This is a genomic window from Pseudomonas sp. GXZC (assembly GCF_026967615.1).
Taxonomy (GTDB): Bacteria; Pseudomonadota; Gammaproteobacteria; order Pseudomonadales; family Pseudomonadaceae; genus Aquipseudomonas; species Aquipseudomonas azotoformans_A.
The window spans coordinates 4,763,512-4,783,811 of record NZ_CP114115.1 but is presented as its reverse complement, the minus strand read 5'-3'; the positions used below and the strand labels follow the sequence as shown (position 1 = coordinate 4,783,811).

Sequence of the window (20,300 nt, the reverse complement as noted above, 5' to 3'; positions counted from 1 at the left end):
CCGAGCCGACTGCACGCCACTTCTTGCTGTGAACCCTTTGTTCACATCCTGCTGTAATGGCGCCGCAGCGCGCACTTAAGGACCTCACGCCATGCAAACTGTTGTGAACTTATGGCCGTTGATCGGCGTACTTGTGATCGTGGTTGGCTTTGTCTTGCGCTTCAACCCACTGTTGGTGGTCACCGCCGCCGCTATCGCCACCGGGCTTGCAGCCCACTTTCCGCTGGAAAAAATCCTCGCCACCATGGGCGATGGCTTCCTTCAAACCCGTGCCTTGCAATTAATTCTGTTGTTGCCCCTTGCCGTTATCGGCCTGCTGGAGCGTCATGGGCTGCGCCTGCATGCGCAAAACTGGATTGCACGGTTCGAGCGCGCCACGGTCGGGCGGTTGTTGATCATCTATCTGTTTGTACGCGAATCCACCGCCGCCATGGGGTTGACCAGCCTGGGTGGGCACCCACAGATGGTGCGTCCGCTGCTCGCACCGATGGCCGAAGGCGCGGCGGAAAAACGCTACGGCAAGCTGCCGGACAAATTACGTCACAAGGTGTTGGCCATGTGCGCCGCGACGGACAACGTCGGACTGTTTTTTGGTGAAGACATTTTCGTCGCCTTTGGCGCAATCGCATTGATGCACACTTTCCTGCTCGGCTCGGGAATTGATGTGGAGCCGCTGCATATTGCGGTGTGGGGCATTCCTACGGCGATCTGTGCCTTTGTTATTCATGCGATCCGTCTGCACCGGTTTGATCGAAGGCTTACCCGTGAGATGACGCCTGCCGCTACGCCAGTGGAGGCCGCGCAATGATCATTTCCATTCAATACCTGTACTGGCTCGCGGGGGTTCTGCTGCTGATCACTGCGGGCATGGTTCTGATGGACCGGAGCCATCCCAAGCGTTGGTCCAGTGCGTTGTTCTGGCTGTTGTTCGCTATTCCGTTCCTGATCGGCGAACGCCTGCCGTCGGTGGCCATCGGCGCTGGCGTCGTGGTAATGGCATTGATTGCCGGCATGGGCGGAGTCGGCCGTGGCAAGCATGTCGAGCTGCATGACAAGGCCTCTCGCGCCAGTGCCGGTCGCCTGGGCCACAAGCTGTTCATTCCTGCGCTCGCCATCCCACTGACCACGGTCATTGGCTCGGTGCTGCTCAAGCACACCGAGATTGGCGGCGTGCCACTGCTGGATCCGAAAAACACCACCTTCGTTTCCCTCGGTATCGGCTGCTTGATCGCACTTGGCCTGGCCTGCTGGCTCACCCGTGATACGCCGGTGCAAGCCTTGCGCGAATCCCGCCGTCTCACTGAAGCCCTTGGCTGGGCGATGGTTCTTCCGCAAATGCTGGCGATGCTCGGCTTGCTGTTTAATGAGGCCGGGGTCGGTACGGCTGTTGCGCATGTCACCACCACCTACATCAACCTCGATTTCAAGTTGGTGGCAGTGATGGTCTATGTATTGGGCATGGCTTTGTTTACGGTGATCATGGGTAATGGTTTTGCGGCATTCCCAGTGATGACGGGAGGTGTCGGCGTGCCGGTGCTGGTGGGTATCTACGGCGGGAATCCAGCGGTGATGGCGGCGATTGGCATGTTCTCCGGCTACTGCGGCACATTGATGACGCCGATGGCCGCCAACTTCAATATCGTGCCTGCTGCGTTGCTGGAGCTGCCGGACAAGAACGCGGTGATCAAGGCGCAACTGCCCACGGCGTTGATGATGTTGGTGGTCAATATTGTGCTGCTGTATTTGTTGATGTGAGGCATAGATGCAAATCGTATTGCTGATGGGTTTTGAGCCCTTTGATCAAGACATGGTGAACCCTTCCTGGGAGGCCGTGCGCCAACTGGACGGCGTGCAACTGGAGGCCGGTGTGCAGATTGTTGCCCGTCAATTGCCTTGCGCATTTGCCACTGTGGGTGAGTGCCTGACCCGGCTTGTCGACGAATTGCACCCGGCGATGGTGATCGCTACAGGGCTGGGGCCGGGTCGTAGCGATATCTCCATCGAGCGGGTGGCAATCAATGTCAACGATGCGCGTATCCCCGATAACCTGGGCGAGCAGCCTGTCGATACGGCGGTCATCGTTGATGGCCCAGCTGCCTACTTCACGACGCTGCCGATCAAGGCAATGGTCAAGGCCGTGCGTGAAGCGGGAGTCGCGGCCTCCGTTTCGCAGACGGCGGGGACCTTTGTGTGTAACCAGGTGTTTTATCTATTGCAGCATGCTCTCGCTGGGTCGCAAGTGCGCAGTGGTTTCATTCATGTACCTTTTCTGCCGGAGCAGGTGACGGGATCGCAGCGGCCTTCAATGGAGCTGGGTAAAATGGTCACGGGATTGCAGGCAGCTTTACTGACGGCGTGGCAAACACCTGTGGATGTTGCGGAAGTGGGTGGGCAGGTCAGCTGACCTGCCCCACGAGCCTCACATTGCAAACAATCGGGTGAGCCCGAAGGTAATGGCGCAGGCCAGGCCTGTCATTGCAAATGCGGTCGCCACATACCACTTGATAAGATTGAGTTCAGTGGTTGCCAGGTCTGCCTTGGAAGCGAAGTGCTTATCCATGGCGTCTGCCTTGCTCGAAACGGTGATCAGCTTCTCGTTCATTTCAGCCAGCCCCTTTTCCAGTAAACCTAATCGTAGTTCCATTCCCGAATCTCCCTTGTTTTTACCGTTGCCGGCTCTACCTTGAGCCCGTTGGGAGCAAGAGTAGTGTGGCTTTCGTCCAGCGGTAAGGGACAAACCTTTGCAAAATAACACCGGGGGCGGCTGCTCAGTCTTCCCGCTTCGGAAAGAACAAATCAAAACACGTCACCCCTGCCTCACTGCTCACGCTGTATTGCCCGTTATGCAACTGCATGATGGTCGCCACAATCGACAAGCCCAGCCCATTGGATTGCGCTGACCGTTCTCGTGATTCATCCACCCGGTAAAAACGTTCGAACAGTCGCGGCAGATGCTCGGCAGCGATGGTCTCGCCGTGGTTGCTGACTTTCAGATGAATGCCGTCGTTATTGGGAGTCGCCTGTATCACCAGCTCAGTGCTCGGCGCCCCATATTTGATGGCGTTGGCACACAGGTTCGCCAGGGCCCTGCGCAGTAGCATCGGCTCCGCCCAGATCACCCCGTCGCCTTCAGCACGAATGCTGATATCCCTATCCGCCGCCAAGCCTTCAAAGTACTCGGCGATGCGCTCCACTTCATCGGCGGCGTTGAGTTCCTGACGCTGGCGCAGGGCGCTGGCCGGATCGGTGCGGGCCAGGAACAGCATGTTGTCGAGCATGCGTGCCAGTCTTTCAAGCTCTTCGACATTGGACGCCAGCAGTTGCTGATAGCTCTCGATGCTTCGGTGTTGTTGCAGGGCGACCTGGGTTTCTCCCAGCAGGTTGTTGATGGGCGTGCGCAGTTCGTGGGCCATGTCGGTGGAGACCTGGCCCAGTTGTACAAAGCCCTTGGCCAGCCGCTCCAGCATGGTGTTGAACGAGTCAATCATCGGCAGCAGTTCTTTTGGCGCGCCATGGCTGTCGAGGCGTTCAGCGAGGTTACCGACGCCGATGCCTTGGGCGTGCCGGGCCAGGCGTCGCAACGGTAAAAGCCCACGATGCACCAGCAGATAACCGACCACCGCCAGAATGATTGCAGCGATGCTCGCCAGGACATAGACGCTCAAACGATAGCTGGCAAGCACTGCGGTGCGCTCGGTCATCAGGCGTCCGGTGGTGACTTGCAGGCTGCCCAGATCGCCGGAGTCGATGGACGCGGCCACGGTCGCGAAGGGTGCGCCGTTAATGCTAGGGAAATGGTGCACGTCAGCAAACGTCAGCTCGTGATTTTTGGGCACTGGGGGGATGGCAGGCAGATCGATATTGCCGGGATTGACCGTCAACAAGGGTTGTTGCCCTGGCGCGGCGATGCTCAGTACCGATTCGCGGTTGCCCAGCATGTTCTGGAACAGTTCCGGCTTGGTCTTGATCAGGTCCAGGGTATTGCTGTCATTGAGCAGGTTGCGCAATTGGTCGATGCGGTAGATCAAGGCCGCGTCGTCGCGCATGATCAGCTCGCGCTCCAGTTCGCGGTACAGCGCCACACCCAGGGTAGCCAGCAAGGTGAAGGCAAGCAGGGCGAAGATCAGCGCCAGACGCAGCGTCAGGGAATAATGGCGATGTTTGTTCATGGCTGGGTATCGAAGCGGTAGCCGATGCCGCGCACGCTGTGGATCAGCTTGAGCTGGAACGGATCGTCGATTTTCAAGCGCAGGCGCCGCACGGCGACGTCTACCACATTGGTGTCGCTGTCAAAATTCATGTCCCACACCCGCGATGCGATCATCGAACGAGACAGCACCTGATCCTGGTGAGTTGCGAACAGGTGCAGCAGGGCGAACTCCTTATTGGTCAGGGTAATGCGCGTGCCGGCGCGGGTAACGCGACGCTTCAGCACGTCGATCTGCAGGTCGGCGATTTGTAGTTGTTCCTCGTCCCGGCTCGGGCCACGGCGGGTCAGGGTGCGCAAGCGTGCTACCAGTTCGGCGAAGGAAAACGGCTTGATCAGGTAATCGTCGGCGCCCAGTTCCAGGCCCTTGATGCGGTCAGCAATGTCATCGCGGGCCGTCAGAAAAAGTACCGGTGTGTCGGCTTCCTTACGCAGGCGGCGCAGCACTTCCCAGCCGTCCATTTTCGGCATCATCACATCCAGCACGATCACGTCGAACGGCGTTTCCAGGGCCTGATGCAAACCGTCCACGCCGTCGCGGGCGAGGCTGACGGAATAGCCCAGTTCCTGCAGGCCATTGAGCAGGTAATTGCCGGCCTTGGGTTCGTCTTCGACTACGAGGATGTTCATGGGAAATGCCCTGTCTCAATGCGTGGCGCAAGTGTAGCCCGATCAATTGTCACTGGCGCAACCGATGCCCTGCACCTGATAGTCCAACACGTGTTCGCGGCCTTGGCTGTCGAGGTAGTTGAGGCGTGCGGGGACGATGCCGCATTGGCCATAGGTGTCAGTGCTCGACAATACTTTGGCGACGTCCAGATGGACGAAAAAGCCGGTTTTGTCGTGGATGACGGGTTCGGCTGCAAGCACGGAACCGGTAGCGAGCAAAGCGGCAAAGCCGAGGATAAACAGTTTCATGGCGGTATCTCTCTTAAAGGGTTGGCGGCCAGGTCATGGCAGTGACTTCACAGTAACCAGGGGCCCCGAACAGCCAACCAACAGGATGATGACAAGTTTGTAATGCAAGGCTTAAGGCTGGCGGCCCGAGGCTTCGAGGATCAGGTCGGTGATTTCCTTGGCGTGGGACACCAGTGACAAGTGGCTCGATGGCAGCTCGACAGTGGTGGCATTCATGCGCTTGGCGAGAAAGCGCTCAAGGTCTGGGTTGATGGTCTGGTCATTTGCCGACACCGCATACCAAGACGGCTTGGTATGCCAGGCCGCATTGACAGTGCGGCCGCTGAACAGGGCCTTTGTGATGGGTTGCTGCACGGCGTACAGCTCCATGGCCTTCGCGTGCGGCACATCGGCGGCGAAATACTTGAGGAAGGCGTCCTGGCTCAGGGTGAGGTAGCCGTCGTGATCTTCGACGCCGGCGCGCACCGGCATGGTCGGATACTTGGCTGAGAGCGCGACGAAGTCTTCGTTGGCATCTGGAGCCCGGGCGGCCACGTAGACCAGCGAACTGACTTTCGGGTTGGCTCCGGCGTCGCTGACCACGGTGCCGGCGTAGGAATGGCCGACCAACACGGTAGGGCCGTCTTGTTGATCCAGTACACGGTTGGTGGCGGCGACATCGTCGGCCACCGAGGTCAGCGGGTTCTGCACGGCAGTGACGTGCAGCCCGGCGGCCTGGAGGCGGGTAATCACCTCGGACCAGCTCGACCCGTCAGCCCAGGAGCCATGTACCAGCACCACGTTATTGGCTTTGACCGGCGCGACGGTGCCGGCCATGGCAGTGCCGGTGCCCAGCATCAACAGGCTGGCGGCGACCAGGCAGAGTTTGCTTACAGGTTTCATAGGTGGACCCTTTTCATCAGTAGGAAGTGGCGTCATCCGATGTGGGTGACTGACGACTCCACTGTATGAAGTGAGGGTGCCGGCAAGACTTACAGCTTGATTACAAACCTGTAATGCAATCCAGGCTCCTAGCGTTTACAAGCAGCGAGGTGATCCGTAGATTGCATCGGGCCTGTCATTTGTTACCACCCAAGAGGAAGCCACGCAGTGTCCAACCGAGGTTCAGCCGTGTTCAACCGCCGTTACCGTGCCTTTCTGTTTGATATGGATGGGACGTTGCTCAACTCCATTGCTGCCGCGGAGCGCGTGTGGAGCATCTGGGCGCAACGCCATGGTTTGGATGTGCCAGCGTTCTTGAAGACCATCCACGGTGCCCGCGCAATCGACACCATCACGCGCCAGGCATTGCCTGGGGTCGATCCTGAGGTCGAAGCGCAGTGGATCACCGAGGCAGAAATCAATGATGTAGAGGGCGTTGTCGCGATCCCCGGGGCCGTCACGTTCCTGAGTAGCCTGCCGGGCGATCAATGGGCGCTGGTCACCTCGGCACCCAGGGAGCTTGCGTTGCGTCGCCTGCAAGCGGCGGGCATCGCACCGCCAGCGGTGATGGTCACGGCTGAAGATGTTGCCGTCGGCAAGCCAAACCCCGCCTGCTACGTGCTGGGGGCGCAACGCCTGGGCGTACCGGTAGAGGATTGCCTGGTGTTTGAAGATGCGACGGTCGGCATTCGTGCAGGAGAGGCGGCAGGGATGGATGTGATGGTCGTGACGTCAACGCATCACACGGTCATGCTTACCGAGCATCCTTCGATTGACGGGTATGAACAGTTAAAGGCACAGCGCGACACGGACGGTTTGTTGCACGTGCAGCGTCCAACAGTGTGATGCTGATGCACTGCGATCATGCGCCCCTACACATCGGTTGTATTGTGGTGCTGCCAATACCGGCGATCAGATAACGAACAGCGCGACATCAGCGTGTGGCTTGCCGGCACAGCCTACGCTGCACGGCTTTCTGGATGGGTTTGAGGCAGAACAGGAACAGGTAGCCACTGAGCAACAGCGCCAGGTCCAGCCAGGAGTGGTCATCGGCGGAATTGGCACCTTCGATTACGTATCTCAAGCCATAGGCCAGCCCCACGAAGATCAACCCTATCAATAGGGCGATCACCCAGGCCTTGTAGGCAAAAGGTGGTGCGGTTGTAGGCCTCATCGACGTGCTCCTGAATGCACACGGATGGCTGAGTGTCAGTCAGGAGATTCGGCCGTGAATGAAACAACAAGTTCCAGGCGTGATGACAGTTTCATCTTTCCATGAAGATGAACACATGGGCGTCGTCAGTCACGCAACAACGATCAGAGCAGTCCGAAAGAGTTTTCGCCAGCCGTTACAGTGAACGAAAAGGCTGGCTACTGAGGGCGCTTCAAGGTGTCTGGTTTTTATCCGGAGCAGTCAGGCCGGCCTGGATGCGCTGGTAGATCTCCTCGCGATGCACGGCAACATCCTTGGGTGCGTTGATGCCGATTCGTACTTGCTGGCCGCTTACGCCCAGGATGGTGATCGTGATGTCATCACCGATGTTTATGCTTTCACCAACTTTGCGGGTGAGTATAAGCATGGACTTCTCCTTGATTACTTTTAAGGACACATGTTTCAGACAGGGCAGGTGTCGGATGTGTGTAGCTTACTGCTAAGCGCTTCCCTGTGACTGCCTCTTTTAGGACGCATAGAGGCGACATTAATTCCCATGGCGGCATCATACAGGTCTGCGATACATGATTCGCATTGTTTAAGCCAACGTTTATGACGGCCAGAATAGACAGTGAATGATAAAGTCGCCTCTTTCTCTTCAAAGGAGCAGGGTAGTGCGTAAAGTAGCGATGGCAATTGCGGTGTTGGCATTGGCCGGTTGTGGTGAAGGCAAAAGCGTCGAGGCGCCCAAGCCTAAGCCAGCAGCGACCGAAAGCCAGCCACAGACCGGCGCGATTGCCGCCCAGGAATGGGACCTGCGAGTAGGCCCGCCGGACCACAAGTTGCAGGCGATCACCGACCTTACGGCCTGGCTGCTGGAGCATGGTTTCAATTTTTATATCGTGAAAGTGGATGGCAAGGACGAAGTCCTGCTGGGGCCGTTCGCAACCAAGGCGGAAGCCGAGGCCAAGCAGACCCTGCTTAACGAGAAAATGGCTCGCGCCAAGAAAACCGACACTGTGTCAGAAATCATTGAGCACAACGCCGCCCAGTAAGGGCAGAGTGGGCGGGCGCCCCGCCCACATTCAACCGCAGGCTTTCAGGTTCACCGGGCCGACAAACTCATTGCCGCGCCCCATCACACACGCCACGGTCTGGTTGCGTTGCCTCTCCCAGGCCTGCACCGGGTAGGTCTTGTTCCAGGCTTCGTACAGTTGGCGGTCCTGTTTTGACAGGCGCAAGCCGTACTGCTTGCTCATGTAGAAATACGTGCGTGCGATCATTCCCCGAATGGACGGGCGCGGCATGACCTTCTTGGCCTTGAAGTCCACCTGGGTCAGGCAAGAGCCGTACTGCCCGCTTTGCATCGGCAACCAACCAAAACTGAAGTTGTTGCGGTCGCCATTGACCTCGCCAATGCTCGGCACCAAGTTGTGCAAGTCGGCTTCGGCGCGCTTGAACACGTCGTCGTGGCGCGTACAGTTCTTGCGCCCGCCGTCTTGCCAGCACTGGCGCTGATGCCCGATCTGCCACGCTGGAACGATGTGTTCCCATTCAATGCGTGCGGCGCGGTTGGCATTTTTGCGTGGAATATAGCCGCAAGCTTTCAAATCCACACGGTTGCCGGTGTACTTGCAGCCGCAATAGAACTCGGTGGATTGTGGGGCGTAAAGCTTCCAGGCGACTTTCTTGGCTTCGCTGAAGGTTCGGGGCGCCTGGGCGTGAGCGTTGACGGCAAAAAACAGGCAACACACCGCGATAAAACGGACACTCATTGAATCAGTCTTCCTTCGGCATAACCCAGAAAATCTGCACGCCACCGTCGTCCCGATAGGCGAGGGTGACGTTGTCGTTTTCAGCGATTTCCTCCAGCAAGCGCGCCCATTCATCCTCTGGCTCGTCCGGCAAACGGAAGATCAACGCCGCCTTGGCTTTCTGGGCATTGGTCGAATTGATGATCTTTTGTACGCGAACGGCGAGGCGTGCGTAGGCATCGGGTGGGGTTGGAGTTGTGGAAGAGGGCTTTGCCACGGAGTATTCCTTAATAAGCTGTACGCACATACAGTATTTAACTGTAGGCGTTTTCGCAACTGCTTAGATTTCAAGAAGTCCGTCTGACAGCAAATCGGGTAATTAGGCGTAGGGCGAAGGAGTTTTAAGCGGGGAGGGCAGGAGCGGATAGAACCGCGCCTGCCGAGGTGTCACTGGGGATCAATATTCCCAGAACATCCGTTGCAGCTCTTTGCTGTCCTGGGTCTTGGTCAGGGCAACCATCGCCAGGATGCGGGCTTTCTGTGGGTTCAGGTCGTGTGCAGCCACCCAGTCGTACTTGTCGTCTGGTTGTTCGGCGTTACGCAGAACGAAACCACCGGCATTCACGTGGGAAGAACGGATGATCTGAACGCCTTGCTTGCGCAGTTCCTGCAGGGCAGGGACCACCTTGGAGGACACCGAGCCATTACCGGTGCCGGCATGGATGATGGCTTTCGCGCCAGCTTGGGCCAAGGCTTTGACCGCAGTGTCGCTCACGTTGCCATAGCCATAGGCGATTTCAACGTCAGGCAGGCTCTTGATGTTTTTGATGTCGAATTCCGAATCCATGGTGTGACGCTTGGCTGGCAAGCGGAACCAGTAGGATTTTCCTTCAACCACCATGCCCAGCGGGCCCCATGGGCTCTTGAATGCTTCGGTCTTGATATTGATCATCTTGCTGACGTCGCGACCCGACTGGATCTCGTCGTTCATGGTGACCAGCACGCCTTTGCCGCGCGCGTCTTTGCTGCCGGCCACGGCCACGGCGTTGTACAGGTTAAGCATGCCGTCTGCCGACATGGCGGTGCCTGGACGCATGGAACCGACCACCACGATGGGCTTGTCGGTCTTTTCCACCAGGTTCAGGAAGTAGGCGGTTTCTTCCAGGGTGTCGGTACCGTGGGTGATCACGATGCCGTCCACGTCCTTGCTGTCGGCCAGTTCGGCGACGCGGCGACCCAGTTGCAGCAGGTTTTCATTGTTGATGCTTTCGGACGCAATTTGCATCACTTGCTCGCCGCGCACATTGGCGATCTGGCTAAGCTCAGGAACACCGGCAATCAATTGCTCGATACCGACTTTGGCTGCCTGGTAGGTGGCACTGTTGGCCGCACTGGCGCCAGCGCCGGCAATGGTGCCGCCGGTGGCGAGGATCACCACGTTGGACAGTTTGGTCTTGGATTCTACTTCCTTTGCCTGGGCGGCAACGGGGAACAGCAGCAGGAGGGCTAACGCGCCCGGAACAAAGTTTTTCAGTGCAGATTTCATTATTTTTCTCTCTGGTTTTTGATGAGTGCTGTAGCAGGTTCATCTAGAACACCCGGGCGGTTCTGAATGCCACGAGGTGATGGGGTAGAGCAGGATCTGTACCAGGCTGATTGTGTTCGAGGTTATAAAATAACTTATTGATTTATAACAATTTAATTTGAATTTTGATGAGGCGTTGGTAGGTGGGCGTCCGGCTTTCCGAACATCGGACCTTATTGCGTTCGGTTGTCCGAAAAAGTTGAACGCCGGCCCTTGGGGTTTGCATGAATAATGCGCCATAGCCTGTCGTTTTAGAGAACGACTGGGAGCGTGCGATGTTTAACGGCGCCTAGCGTCAGGTGCGAGGGAGGGCGTGGATGAAAGGCTGTTTTCAACCGTTGACAAATCTCGACAAGGTTCTCATAGTTTGAATAACGCAAACGTTTGCGAGATGTTTCACGGGGTGCTCCCTGAGTATCGTGACAGCTCGTATCAGCCACCCGGGTGGGAGGGCTGCCGAAGCGATCTTCGGTGCAAGCGTTGCTCACAATAATCATAAGATCGGAGTGAACCCATGAAGCTGCCATTTGCTGGACGCCTTCTTGCTGTCGCTGTGCTTGCCGCCGCATCCGCTGCCCTGCCTCTCTCCTCTGCATTTGCCGATGACGCCGCCAAACCCAAGGTCGGCCTGGTCATGAAATCCCTCGCCAATGAATTCTTCGTCACCATGCAAGACGGTGCCAAGACGTACCAGAAAGAACACGCCGCCGATTTCGACATGATCACCAACGGGATCAAGAACGAAACCGATACCAGCGCGCAGATCGATATCGTCAACCAGATGATCCTCGCCAAGGTCAATGCCATCGTGATTGCTCCGGCCGATTCCAAGGCACTGGTTACTGTGCTGAAGAAGGCTTCGGATGCCGGTATCAAGGTCGTCAACATCGACAACCGCCTGGACCCGGACGTGCTCAAAAGCAAAAACCTCGATATTCCGTTCGTAGGCCCGGACAACCGCAAAGGCTCCAAGCTGGTGGGCGACTACCTGGCCAAGCAACTGGCCTCGGGTGACAAGGTCGGCATCATCGAAGGCGTGCCGACGACCACCAACGCCCAGCAACGTACCGCAGGCTATAAGGATGCGATGGACGCTGCCGGCATGAAGATCGTCTCCACCCAATCCGGCAACTGGGAAATCGACCAGGGCCAGAAAGTCGCTTCCGCCATGTTGAGTGAATACCCTGACCTCAAGGCCCTGCTGGCCGGTAACGACAACATGGCCCTGGGTGCTGTTTCCGCCGTACGTGCGGCAGGCAAGGCTGGCAAAGTGCTGGTCGTGGGCTACGACAACATCGAAGCCATCAAGCCGATGCTGCAAGACGGCCGCGTACTCGCGACCGCTGACCAGGCGGCTGCCCAGCAAGCCGTGTTCGGTATCCAGAACGCGCTCAAGCTGGTCAAGGGTGAGAAAGTCGACTCCAAGGACGGCGTGATCGAAACCCCGGTCGAACTCGTCCTCAAGAAGTAATCCTGGCAGTACCCAACAGCGCTCGCTCGTCCTGAGCGGGCGCCTGGAGATTTTCCTATGTCATCTTCCGCCCCGAACGCTGTCCTCTCGGTCAGCGGTATCGGCAAGACCTATGCCCAGCCGGTTCTGTCCGACATCACCCTGACGCTCAATCGTGGGGAAGTGCTGGCGCTGACCGGTGAGAACGGCGCAGGCAAAAGCACCTTGTCGAAGATCATCGGCGGGCTGGTCACGCCGACCACTGGGCACATGCAGTTCAATGGACAGGACTATCGCCCCGGCAGCCGCACCCAGGCCGAAGAGCTGGGCGTGCGCATGGTCATGCAGGAACTCAACCTGCTGCCGACGCTGACCGTCGCCGAAAACCTGTTCCTGGATAACCTGCCCAGCCACTGTGGCTGGATCAGCCGCAAGCAACTGCGCAAGGCTGCGATCGAGGCCATGGCCCAGGTCGGCCTGGATGCTATCGACCCGGATACACTGGTCGGCAGCCTGGGCATTGGCCATCAGCAAATGGTCGAGATCGCCCGTAACCTGATCGGCGACTGCCATGTATTGATCCTCGACGAGCCCACGGCCATGCTCACCGCGCGTGAAGTCGAGATGCTGTTTGAACAAATCACCCGCCTGCAGGCCCGGGGCGTGGCGATCATCTACATTTCACACCGGCTGGAAGAGCTGGCCCGTGTGGCCCAACGCATCGCGGTATTGCGCGACGGCAAGCTGGTCTGTGTCGAGCCGATGGCCAACTACAACAGCGAGCAATTGGTCACCTTGATGGTCGGTCGCGAGCTTGGCGAACACATCGACCTGGGCCCGCGCACCATTGGTGGTCCGGCCTTGACGGTGAAAGGCCTGACCCGCTCGGACAAAGTCCGCGATGTGTCCTTCGAAGTGCGTGCGGGGGAAATCTACGGCATTTCCGGTCTGATCGGCGCCGGTCGTACTGAACTGTTGCGCCTGATCTTCGGTGCCGACCTGGCCGACAGCGGCACCGTTGCGCTTGGCTCGCCGGCCCAAGTGGTGAGCATTCGCTCGCCTGTCGATGCGGTGGGCCACGGCATTGCCCTGATCACCGAGGACCGCAAGGGCGAAGGCCTGCTGCTGACTCAATCGATCAGCGCCAACATTGCCCTGGGCAACATGCCAGAAATTTCCGGTGGCGGCGTGGTCAACAGCCGCAATGAAACTGCGCTGGCCAAGCGCCAGATCGATGCCATGCGCATCCGCAGTTCCAGCCCGGCGCAGTTGGTTTCCGAGTTGTCCGGTGGTAACCAGCAGAAGGTGGTGATTGGCCGCTGGCTGGAGCGCGATTGCTCGGTGATGCTGTTCGATGAGCCGACCCGTGGTATCGACGTCGGTGCCAAATTCGATATTTATGCCTTGCTGGGCGAATTGACCCGTCAGGGCAAAGCGTTGGTGGTGGTGTCCAGCGACCTGCGCGAACTCATGCTGATCTGCGACCGCATCGGCGTGTTGTCCGCCGGGCGCTTGATCGAGACCTTCGAGCGCGACAGCTGGACCCAGGACGAATTGCTCGCTGCCGCCTTTGCCGGCTATCAGAAACGTGATGCGCTGCTCAACGACGCAGTGCTTAGGGATACCCCATGAAAACCACAACTTCCCCCGGCAAGACTGGCGGCAACTTCTACGGCCTGGGTACTTACCTGGGTCTGGCGGGCGCCTTACTGGCGATGATCGCGCTGTTCTCGGTGCTCAGCGACCACTTCCTGTCCTACGACACCTTCAGCACGCTGGCCAACCAGATTCCAGACTTGATGGTGCTGGCGGTGGGCATGACCTTCATCCTCATCATCGGCGGCATCGACCTGTCGGTGGGCTCGGTGCTGGCCCTGGCGGCGTCGGCCGTCAGCGTCGCGATTCTCGGCTGGGGCTGGAGCGTGTTGCCGGCTGCCGTGCTGGGCATGGGCTGTGCGGCACTGGCGGGTACTATCACCGGCTCGATTACCGTGGCCTGGCGCATTCCGTCATTCATCGTATCCCTTGGCGTGCTGGAAATGGCCCGTGGCGTGGCGTACCAGATGACCGGTTCGCGCACTGCCTACATCGGTGACTCATTTGCCTGGCTGTCCAATCCGATTGCCTTTGGCATCTCGCCGTCGTTCATCATCGCCCTGCTGGTGATCATCGCCGCGCAGCTTGTATTGACGCGTACCGTGTTTGGTCGTTACCTGATCGGTATCGGCACCAACGAAGAGGCCGTACGCCTGGCGGGGATCAATCCCAAACCCTACAAGATTCTGGTGTTCAGCCTCATGGGCCTGCTGGCCGGTGTAGCGGCGCTGTTCCAGATTTCGCGCCTGGAAGCGGCGGACCCGAACGCTGGTTCCGGCCTGGAGCTGCAAGTGATCGCCGCAGTGGTGATCGGCGGCACCAGCCTGATGGGCGGGCGCGGCTCAGTGATCAGTACCTTTTTTGGAGTGTTGATTATTTCGGTATTGGCCGCCGGCCTGGCGCAGATCGGTGCCACGGAGCCCACGAAGCGCATCATTACCGGTGCCGTGATCGTGATTGCCGTGGTCCTCGATACCTACCGCAGCCAGCGCGCCAGTCGGCGAGGCTGAACCATGGCAACGATCAAGGATGTGGCAGCGCTCGCGGGTATTTCCTACACCACGGTGTCCCATGTGGTGAACAAGACGCGCCCGGTCAGCGAGCCGGTACGCATCAAGGTCGAGGCAGCCATCAAGCAGCTCGACTACGTGCCCAGCGCCGTCGCGCGTTCGCTCAAGGCCAAGACCACAGCCACTATCGGTTTGCTGGTGCCCAACAGCCTCAACCCGTATTTCGCGGAATTGGCCCGGGGTATCGAGGATTACTGTGAGCGTAATGGCTACTGCGTGATTCTTTGCAACTCCGACGACAACGCCGAAAAACAGCGTAACTATTTGCGCGTGTTGTTGGAAAAGCGCATCGACGGCTTGATCGTGACCTCAGTGGGCGGCGACGACAGCGGTCTTGCCGCCGGTTTGAGCGCGGTGCGTACGCCCATGGTGATCGTCGACCGGGCGCTGGATGGCATTGACGTGGACCTGGTGCGTATCGACCACGAGGAGGGCGCCTACCTGGCGACCCGACACTTGCTCGAACTGGGCCACCGGGACATCGCCTGCATCGGCGGCCCGGCCCATACCCGTGTCGCGCAGATGCGTCTGGCGGGGTATCACCGCGCGCTGCGAGAGGCGGGTGTCGACGTGGCAGCCAATCGCACCCAGGAGAGCGATTTCACCAGCACGGGAGGTTATGCCGCCGCCGTGCAGTTGTTGGCGCACAATCCGCCCAGCGCGATTTTTGCCAGTAACGACATGATCGGTTTCGGCGTGTTGCGCGCAGCAGCCGAGCGCAATATCCGCGTGCCGGGCGAGCTGTCAGTGATCGGTTTTGATGACATTCAAATGGGCCGTTACGTCTACCCGGCGTTGACAACGGTCGGGCAGTCGATCGTGCAACTGGGCGAGACGGCGGCCGAGCTTTTACTGCGAAGAATTGCGACACCCCACATGCCGATCGATCAACGCATCGTGACGCCGAGCATTGTATTGCGTGAGTCGACGGCGCCCGTCGCCGGAACATTCGCTCAATACCGCTGAACCGAATTGACGAGTACTGATGTATGCCAGCAAAAGTAGTGGTAGTAGGCAGCTTGAACATGGACCTGGTGACCCGCGCCAGCCGGCTGCCGCGTGCCGGTGAAACGCTCATCGGGCAGACGTTTTCCACCGTGCCTGGCGGGAAGGGCGCGAACCAGGCGGTCGCTTCGGCGCGGCTGGGCGCTGATGTTTCGATGATCGGCTGTGTGGGCACCGACGCCTATGGCACCCAATTGCGTGACGCATTGCTGGTGGAAGGCATTGATTGCCAGGCCGTCAGTACGGTGGAGGGTTCCAGTGGCGTGGCCTTGATCGTGGTGGATGACAGCAGCCAGAACGCGATTGTGATCGTGGCCGGCAGTAACGGCGAACTGACGCCTGCCTCGTTGCAGGCGTTTGACGCGGTGCTGCAAGCGGCCGACGTGATCGTCTGCCAACTGGAAGTGCCGATGAATACGGTGGGCTACACCCTCAAGCGCGGCCGTGAGCTGGGCAAGACGGTGATCCTCAATCCAGCGCCGGCCAGCGGTCCATTGCCGGCTGAGTGGTACGCGTCGATCGACTACCTCATTCCCAATGAAAGCGAAGCCACGGCACTGAGCGGCGTGACGGTCGACTCGATTGACAGCGCCAAGGTGGCAGCGACCCAACTGATCCAGGCCGGAGCCGGTAAAGTGATCATCACCCTGGGATCCCAGGGCGCGCTGTTTACCGACGGCCAGCGCTTCGAGCGCCTGCAGGCGCCGAAGGTCAAGGCGGTCGACACCACGGCTGCGGGCGACACCTTCGTCGGCGGTTTCGCCGCGGCACTGGCCAACGGCAAAAGCGAGGCTGAGGCCATCCGCTTTGGCCAGGTCGCGGCGGCACTGTCGGTCACCCGTGCTGGCGCGCAACCCTCTATTCCAACGCTGCACGACGTACAAGGTTTTGTGCCCTCATGAAAAAGACACCTCTGCTTAATATTGCCCTGTCGCGTGTCATCGCTTCGCTGGGGCATGGCGACATTCTGGTGATTGGCGATGCCGGCCTGCCGGTGCCGCCGGGCGTCGAGCTGATTGACCTGGCGTTGACCCAGGGCATCCCGGATTTCATCAGCACCTTGCGTATCGTGCTCAGTGAAATGCAGGTGGAGAGTCATGTGCTGGCCGAAGAAATCCTGCTCAAGCAACCGCCGGCGCTGGCCGAACTCAACACGCTCACAGAACAGGCCGCCCTCGGTGAGCGACGCCTGGTCAGCCATGAAGAATTCAAGCAACTCAGCCGCAAGGCGCGCGCCGTGGTGCGCACCGGTGAATGCCAGCCTTACTGCAATATCGCGCTGGTGTCCGGCGTAACGTTCTAGCGTTCTCAACGACAAGGAGTGTTTTATGCAACGTGGTCTCCCAACCCTGAAAAACCTGTTCCGGAGTGTTCTGCTTTTGTCCGCACTCACTGCTGCAAGCGCCCAGGCGGCGGAAAAGATCGATCTGATCATCGACACTGACCCAGGCGCTGACGATGTGGTGGCCTTGCTGTTCGCCATGGCCTCACCGGATGAGCTGAATATCCGTGCGTTGACCACCGTCGCCGGTAACGTGCGCCTGGACAAGACCTCTCGCAACGCACGCCTGGCCCGCGAATGGGCCGGGCGCGAGGAAATCCCGGTGTATGCCGGTGCACCAGCCCCGCTGCTGCGCACGCCGATCTACGCGGAGAACATCCATGGCAAGGAAGGTATTTCCGGTGTCACCGTGCATGAGCCCAAGAAGGGCCTGGCGGACGGCAATGCCGTTGACTACCTGATCAAGACCCTGAGCACCGCCAAGCCGCACAGCATCACTATTGCCATGCTTGGCCCGCAGACCAACCTGGCGCTGGCACTGACCCAGGCGCCGGAAATCACCCAAGGTATCAAGGAGGTCGTGGTGATGGGCGGTGCACACTTCAATGGTGGCAATATTACCCCGGTGGCGGAATTCAACCTGTTCGCCGACCCGGTGGCCGCCGAGATTGTGCTCAAGAGCGGCGTCAAGCTGACCTACCTGCCGCTGGACGTGACCCACAAGGTGTTGACCAGCGAAGCACGCCTGAAAAAGATCGCTGACATCAAGAACAACGCGAGCAAGGTGGTGGGCGATATTCTTAACGAATACGTCAAGGGCGACATGGAACACTATGGTATTCCTGGCGGCCCGGTGCATGACGCAACCGTTATCGCCTACCTGCTCAAACCGTCGCTGTTCAGTGGGCGTCAGGCCAACATGGTGGTGGATAGCCGTGAAGGCCCGACGTTCGGCCAGACCATCGTCGATTGGTACGACGGCCTGAAGCAGCAAAAGAATGTCTTTTGGGTTGAGAATGGCGACGCCCAGGGCTTCTTCGATCTGTTGACCGAGCGCCTGGCACGTCTGAAGTAACGACTTTACCGGTCGGCGCTCGCTGGCCGGTTCTTATTCGCGCTCGGGGTCGTGTGCCCCCATGTGATCGGCCGGGTATTTCTCGAATATCTGGCCGATGAACGCTTGCGCCGCCTGCGTGCCCAGTTCCTTGACCAGCAGGTCGATACCAATGATTGCCAATTCCTCGGGGCTACCGGGGCTGTAGGAGCTTTGCCCTTGGGGCCACTTGGCTTTGATGTCGGCTTGGAGCGTTACGGTGGTCATGACGGTCTCGCGAGGCTAAAAGTACTGGGCAGTGCGCTGGAACGCGGTTCTAACCGGGTCAGTTAACCATTTTGTATCGCGTTTGGCACTGATACTTAGGCATGAGGCGATTCGGAATCACGGCAACCCTGTGCGACACTGTCGGCCTGTTTAATTGCCGGGGACACCACGTGCAGATCGATTTGAACAACCCCGAGGACCTGACATTGGCCAATGTGCGCCAATTGCTCGCCAGTGCCAGCGACGACGAACATACCCAGTTGCGGGTGACCAAGGCTGGAATCGCCTATATCTCCTCGGGGAGGCTTGTAGGCGGTGTGGACATCGACGGGCTGCTGTTTCGCCTGGAGACTTGGGCAAAAGGCTCAGGGTACGTGGGAAATGTGGCTGCCAGTGACGAAGTCTGGGTGACCCAGATTTTCAATGCGCTGAAACAGAATTGGCCGACGCCGGAATTTGACTACATCGATATCTACTGATTTCGTTCATATCTGGTCACGATTGACCGGGCGAATGCCTGTCGAGAGTCAGGCAGACTTGCCCTGCGGCGGTTTACGTCTTGAAACCAATCCGCCCAATCGCTGTCGCACGATCTCTGTCCATTTTTTATCATAGGAGGCTTCATGCCTTGGAAGCTCGCATCATTCGGTACTTTGTTGGCAGCACTCGCGTTGGCGGGTTGCAGCACCCCGGGTGCCTCTGAGCCAGCCAAAGACGCCGCCGTGGCCGATGCCGGTCATAGCCGCTGTGAGTCGAAGGCCGCCGAGTTCACGATCGGCCAGAAAGCTTCGCCCCAATTGCTGGAGCAGGCGCGTACCCGTGCCGGTGCGCAGAACGCACGCATCCTCAAGCCTAACGACATGATCACCCTGGAGTATCGCTCCGACCGCTTGAACCTGAACACTGACGACAACCTGGTGATCACGCGAGTCAATTGCGGCTAAGTCGCTCCAGGCTTGTGCAGCGCCCATAAAAAACCCCGTCACATGGACGGGGTTTTTTTAGCTCAGCGGAGAATTACTCGCCGCGAACCTGTGCAGCTTGCATACCCTTTTGGCCTTTCTCAGCCACGAAGGAAACGGTTTGGCCTTCTTTCAGGCTTTTGAAACCGTCGCTTTCGATAGCTTTGAAGTGTACGAACAGGTCGTCACCGCCACCTTGAGGAGTGATGAAGCCGAAGCCTTTTTCATCGTTGAACCATTTAACGGTGCCGGTTTGGCGATTAGACATGGTGTATCTCCAAGAAACATATATTTTCAGTAGTGCTGTGCTGCTCAGGCCAACTGGGCACACCGGGCTATCATAGTCGAAATGTTCGGCTTGGGAGCCCCCCCAAGGCATTGTTTGCTAATCAATAGCGTTGCGTTTAGTGCCTTGGTCGGCTGAAAGCCCCGATTTACGGGGCTTAAGCTCGAAATATCAGCTGGTAAAAAAAGCCGTAAAACCTGTGTAATTTGTGAGAAATGGCAGTTTTCGGGCCATTTTTCCGGCAAAACAGCTGTGTGATCAGCCGCAAATCTTACTTTTTCTTCACGACTTTGCAGGACGAAATAGCCGCGACTGCTTTGTTTTTAAGCTCCGGGCTGGCGTTCTGGTTCGTCATGAGTTCTTTGATTTCGGCAGTGCTCAGTTCAGCGTTGATCTTGTCTGCGCCACATTCGCAATGGGCTTTGGCAGTTTTGACGTCTACGTTCTGGCTGGCGGCGGCGCTGCAGTCGCTGACAAAACTGTCGCGAGCACCGGCTGGCCAGTTCGACGGGGCAGCAGCTTGTGCACCCAGGGAGAGGAGGGTCAGGGAAGCGGCGAGAGCGAGGGTAGAGGTAAAACGCATCATGAGGATGCTCCTTTGGGTCGAGGACGAACGGCGATTCTCGGAGGGTTTGAGGGCTGGCGTACAGCCCAAGTTCACTTTTGCAGCTATAAAGGGCGGAATTTGTATTTACGCAAGATAGCGGCGGCACGATGACCGTTCATCTGTGCTAGCATCTTCGGCCTGGCTATTTCCAGGCGTGCCCATTGCCGCCTTGCCATGTTCTTT

General features: G+C 58.6%; 27 protein-coding genes. 14 read left to right on the top strand and 13 right to left on the bottom strand.

The annotated features are described in order from the left end of the window. The first annotated feature begins 91 nt into the window (after positions 1-91). The 3 genes from OZ428_RS22385 to pcp are packed head-to-tail and all read left to right on the top strand — an operon-like array spanning position 92 to position 2,404. On the top strand, positions 92-808 hold the full coding sequence (locus OZ428_RS22385; RefSeq protein ID WP_061449066.1) for a DUF969 domain-containing protein: 717 nt from the start codon (positions 92-94) through the stop codon (positions 806-808). Continuing rightward, positions 805-1,755: a DUF979 domain-containing protein gene (locus OZ428_RS22380; RefSeq protein ID WP_269131336.1), complete on the top strand. Its 951-nt coding sequence runs from the start codon at positions 805-807 to the stop codon at positions 1,753-1,755. Before OZ428_RS22385 ends, OZ428_RS22380 begins: the two co-directional genes overlap by 4 nt. 7 nt (positions 1,756-1,762) lie before the next feature. Further along, the gene (gene pcp, locus OZ428_RS22375; protein WP_269131335.1) at positions 1,763-2,404 is read left to right on the top strand and encodes a pyroglutamyl-peptidase I; all 642 of its coding nucleotides are present in this window, start codon (positions 1,763-1,765) and stop codon (positions 2,402-2,404) included. Between the two features lie 15 nt (positions 2,405-2,419). Here pcp and OZ428_RS22370 read toward each other — a convergent pair whose 3' ends face one another. The 5 genes from OZ428_RS22370 to OZ428_RS22350 form a co-directional block, all read right to left on the bottom strand. Further along, positions 2,420-2,644 carry a hypothetical protein gene (locus tag OZ428_RS22370; RefSeq protein WP_033901738.1) on the bottom strand — a complete coding sequence of 75 codons (225 nt, stop codon included), beginning with the start codon at positions 2,642-2,644 and terminating at the stop codon, positions 2,420-2,422. Between the two features lie 124 nt (positions 2,645-2,768). Next, complete coding sequence (locus tag OZ428_RS22365) at positions 2,769-4,169, bottom strand: heavy metal sensor histidine kinase (protein WP_269131334.1); 1,401 nt, start codon at positions 4,167-4,169, stop codon at positions 2,769-2,771. Beyond that, positions 4,166-4,837, bottom strand: a complete 672-nt coding sequence (locus tag OZ428_RS22360; RefSeq protein WP_033901736.1) for a heavy metal response regulator transcription factor — start codon at positions 4,835-4,837, stop codon at positions 4,166-4,168. The genes OZ428_RS22365 and OZ428_RS22360 overlap by 4 nt, the downstream gene beginning before the upstream one ends. A gap of 42 nt (positions 4,838-4,879) precedes the next feature. Further along, positions 4,880-5,125, bottom strand: coding sequence for a DUF2790 domain-containing protein (locus OZ428_RS22355; RefSeq protein WP_033901735.1), 246 nt, complete (start codon positions 5,123-5,125; stop codon positions 4,880-4,882). Between the two features lie 111 nt (positions 5,126-5,236). Then, positions 5,237-6,007, bottom strand: a complete 771-nt coding sequence (locus tag OZ428_RS22350) for an alpha/beta fold hydrolase (RefSeq protein ID WP_269131333.1) — start codon at positions 6,005-6,007, stop codon at positions 5,237-5,239. 207 nt (positions 6,008-6,214) lie between these two features. Between OZ428_RS22350 and OZ428_RS22345 the strand changes: the two genes are divergently transcribed. Next, positions 6,215-6,892, top strand: coding sequence for an HAD family hydrolase (locus tag OZ428_RS22345; protein WP_269131332.1), 678 nt, complete (start codon positions 6,215-6,217; stop codon positions 6,890-6,892). Positions 6,893-6,980: 88 nt separating this feature from the next. On the opposite strand, the gene OZ428_RS22340 is transcribed toward OZ428_RS22345, so the two are convergent. Then, entirely contained in the window at positions 6,981-7,220 is a 240-nt protein-coding gene (locus OZ428_RS22340) for a hypothetical protein (RefSeq protein WP_033901731.1), read from the bottom strand. 211 nt (positions 7,221-7,431) lie between these two features. Further along, positions 7,432-7,626 (bottom strand): carbon storage regulator CsrA, encoded by a 195-nt coding sequence (gene csrA / locus OZ428_RS22335; RefSeq protein ID WP_003192511.1) that lies wholly within the window; start codon positions 7,624-7,626, stop codon positions 7,432-7,434. Positions 7,627-7,888: 262 nt separating this feature from the next. On the opposite strand from csrA, the gene OZ428_RS22330 reads away from it, so the two are divergent. Next, positions 7,889-8,254: an SPOR domain-containing protein gene (locus OZ428_RS22330; RefSeq protein WP_269134215.1), complete on the top strand. Its 366-nt coding sequence runs from the start codon at positions 7,889-7,891 to the stop codon at positions 8,252-8,254. Between the two features lie 30 nt (positions 8,255-8,284). Here OZ428_RS22330 and OZ428_RS22325 read toward each other — a convergent pair whose 3' ends face one another. From OZ428_RS22325 to OZ428_RS22315, 3 genes are all read right to left on the bottom strand, one after another. Beyond that, complete coding sequence (locus OZ428_RS22325) at positions 8,285-8,974, bottom strand: endonuclease I family protein (protein WP_269131331.1); 690 nt, start codon at positions 8,972-8,974, stop codon at positions 8,285-8,287. 4 nt (positions 8,975-8,978) lie between these two features. After that, positions 8,979-9,230, bottom strand: coding sequence for a DUF1654 domain-containing protein (locus OZ428_RS22320; protein ID WP_269131330.1), 252 nt, complete (start codon positions 9,228-9,230; stop codon positions 8,979-8,981). A gap of 180 nt (positions 9,231-9,410) precedes the next feature. After that, positions 9,411-10,499 carry an asparaginase gene (locus tag OZ428_RS22315; RefSeq protein WP_016978158.1) on the bottom strand — a complete coding sequence of 363 codons (1,089 nt, stop codon included), beginning with the start codon at positions 10,497-10,499 and terminating at the stop codon, positions 9,411-9,413. 553 nt (positions 10,500-11,052) lie between these two features. On the opposite strand from OZ428_RS22315, the gene OZ428_RS22310 reads away from it, so the two are divergent. The 7 genes from OZ428_RS22310 to OZ428_RS22280 are packed head-to-tail and all read left to right on the top strand — an operon-like array spanning position 11,053 to position 18,016. After that, positions 11,053-12,009, top strand: coding sequence for a sugar ABC transporter substrate-binding protein (locus tag OZ428_RS22310; RefSeq protein ID WP_010209103.1), 957 nt, complete (start codon positions 11,053-11,055; stop codon positions 12,007-12,009). 57 nt (positions 12,010-12,066) lie between these two features. Continuing rightward, positions 12,067-13,620 (top strand): sugar ABC transporter ATP-binding protein, encoded by a 1,554-nt coding sequence (locus tag OZ428_RS22305; RefSeq protein WP_016978156.1) that lies wholly within the window; start codon positions 12,067-12,069, stop codon positions 13,618-13,620. Further along, the gene (locus OZ428_RS22300) at positions 13,617-14,594 is read left to right on the top strand and encodes an ABC transporter permease (protein ID WP_010209107.1); all 978 of its coding nucleotides are present in this window, start codon (positions 13,617-13,619) and stop codon (positions 14,592-14,594) included. The genes OZ428_RS22305 and OZ428_RS22300 overlap by 4 nt, the downstream gene beginning before the upstream one ends. A gap of 3 nt (positions 14,595-14,597) precedes the next feature. Further along, positions 14,598-15,620: a LacI family DNA-binding transcriptional regulator gene (locus tag OZ428_RS22295; RefSeq protein WP_016978154.1), complete on the top strand. Its 1,023-nt coding sequence runs from the start codon at positions 14,598-14,600 to the stop codon at positions 15,618-15,620. Between the two features lie 23 nt (positions 15,621-15,643). Then, positions 15,644-16,561 carry a ribokinase gene (gene rbsK / locus OZ428_RS22290; RefSeq protein ID WP_269131329.1) on the top strand — a complete coding sequence of 306 codons (918 nt, stop codon included), beginning with the start codon at positions 15,644-15,646 and terminating at the stop codon, positions 16,559-16,561. Continuing rightward, positions 16,558-16,962 carry a D-ribose pyranase gene (gene rbsD, locus OZ428_RS22285; RefSeq protein WP_016978152.1) on the top strand — a complete coding sequence of 135 codons (405 nt, stop codon included), beginning with the start codon at positions 16,558-16,560 and terminating at the stop codon, positions 16,960-16,962. Before rbsK ends, rbsD begins: the two co-directional genes overlap by 4 nt. Positions 16,963-16,987: 25 nt before the next feature. Continuing rightward, on the top strand, positions 16,988-18,016 hold the full coding sequence (locus OZ428_RS22280) for a nucleoside hydrolase (RefSeq protein ID WP_033901722.1): 1,029 nt from the start codon (positions 16,988-16,990) through the stop codon (positions 18,014-18,016). Positions 18,017-18,049: 33 nt separating this feature from the next. Here the strand turns inward: OZ428_RS22280 and OZ428_RS22275 are convergent, their stop codons facing one another. Then, on the bottom strand, positions 18,050-18,262 hold the full coding sequence (locus tag OZ428_RS22275) for a hypothetical protein (RefSeq protein WP_010209115.1): 213 nt from the start codon (positions 18,260-18,262) through the stop codon (positions 18,050-18,052). Between the two features lie 170 nt (positions 18,263-18,432). Between OZ428_RS22275 and OZ428_RS22270 the strand changes: the two genes are divergently transcribed. Both OZ428_RS22270 and OZ428_RS22265 read left to right on the top strand, forming a co-directional pair. Continuing rightward, entirely contained in the window at positions 18,433-18,741 is a 309-nt protein-coding gene (locus OZ428_RS22270; protein ID WP_269131328.1) for a hypothetical protein, read from the top strand. A gap of 144 nt (positions 18,742-18,885) precedes the next feature. Beyond that, on the top strand, positions 18,886-19,206 hold the full coding sequence (locus tag OZ428_RS22265) for an I78 family peptidase inhibitor (protein ID WP_025857833.1): 321 nt from the start codon (positions 18,886-18,888) through the stop codon (positions 19,204-19,206). Positions 19,207-19,279: 73 nt separating this feature from the next. Here the strand turns inward: OZ428_RS22265 and OZ428_RS22260 are convergent, their stop codons facing one another. Continuing rightward, entirely contained in the window at positions 19,280-19,492 is a 213-nt protein-coding gene (locus tag OZ428_RS22260; protein ID WP_003234260.1) for a cold-shock protein, read from the bottom strand. Positions 19,493-19,781: 289 nt separating this feature from the next. Then, complete coding sequence (locus OZ428_RS22255; RefSeq protein WP_016978147.1) at positions 19,782-20,096, bottom strand: hypothetical protein; 315 nt, start codon at positions 20,094-20,096, stop codon at positions 19,782-19,784. Between the last annotated feature and the right edge of the window lie 204 nt (positions 20,097-20,300).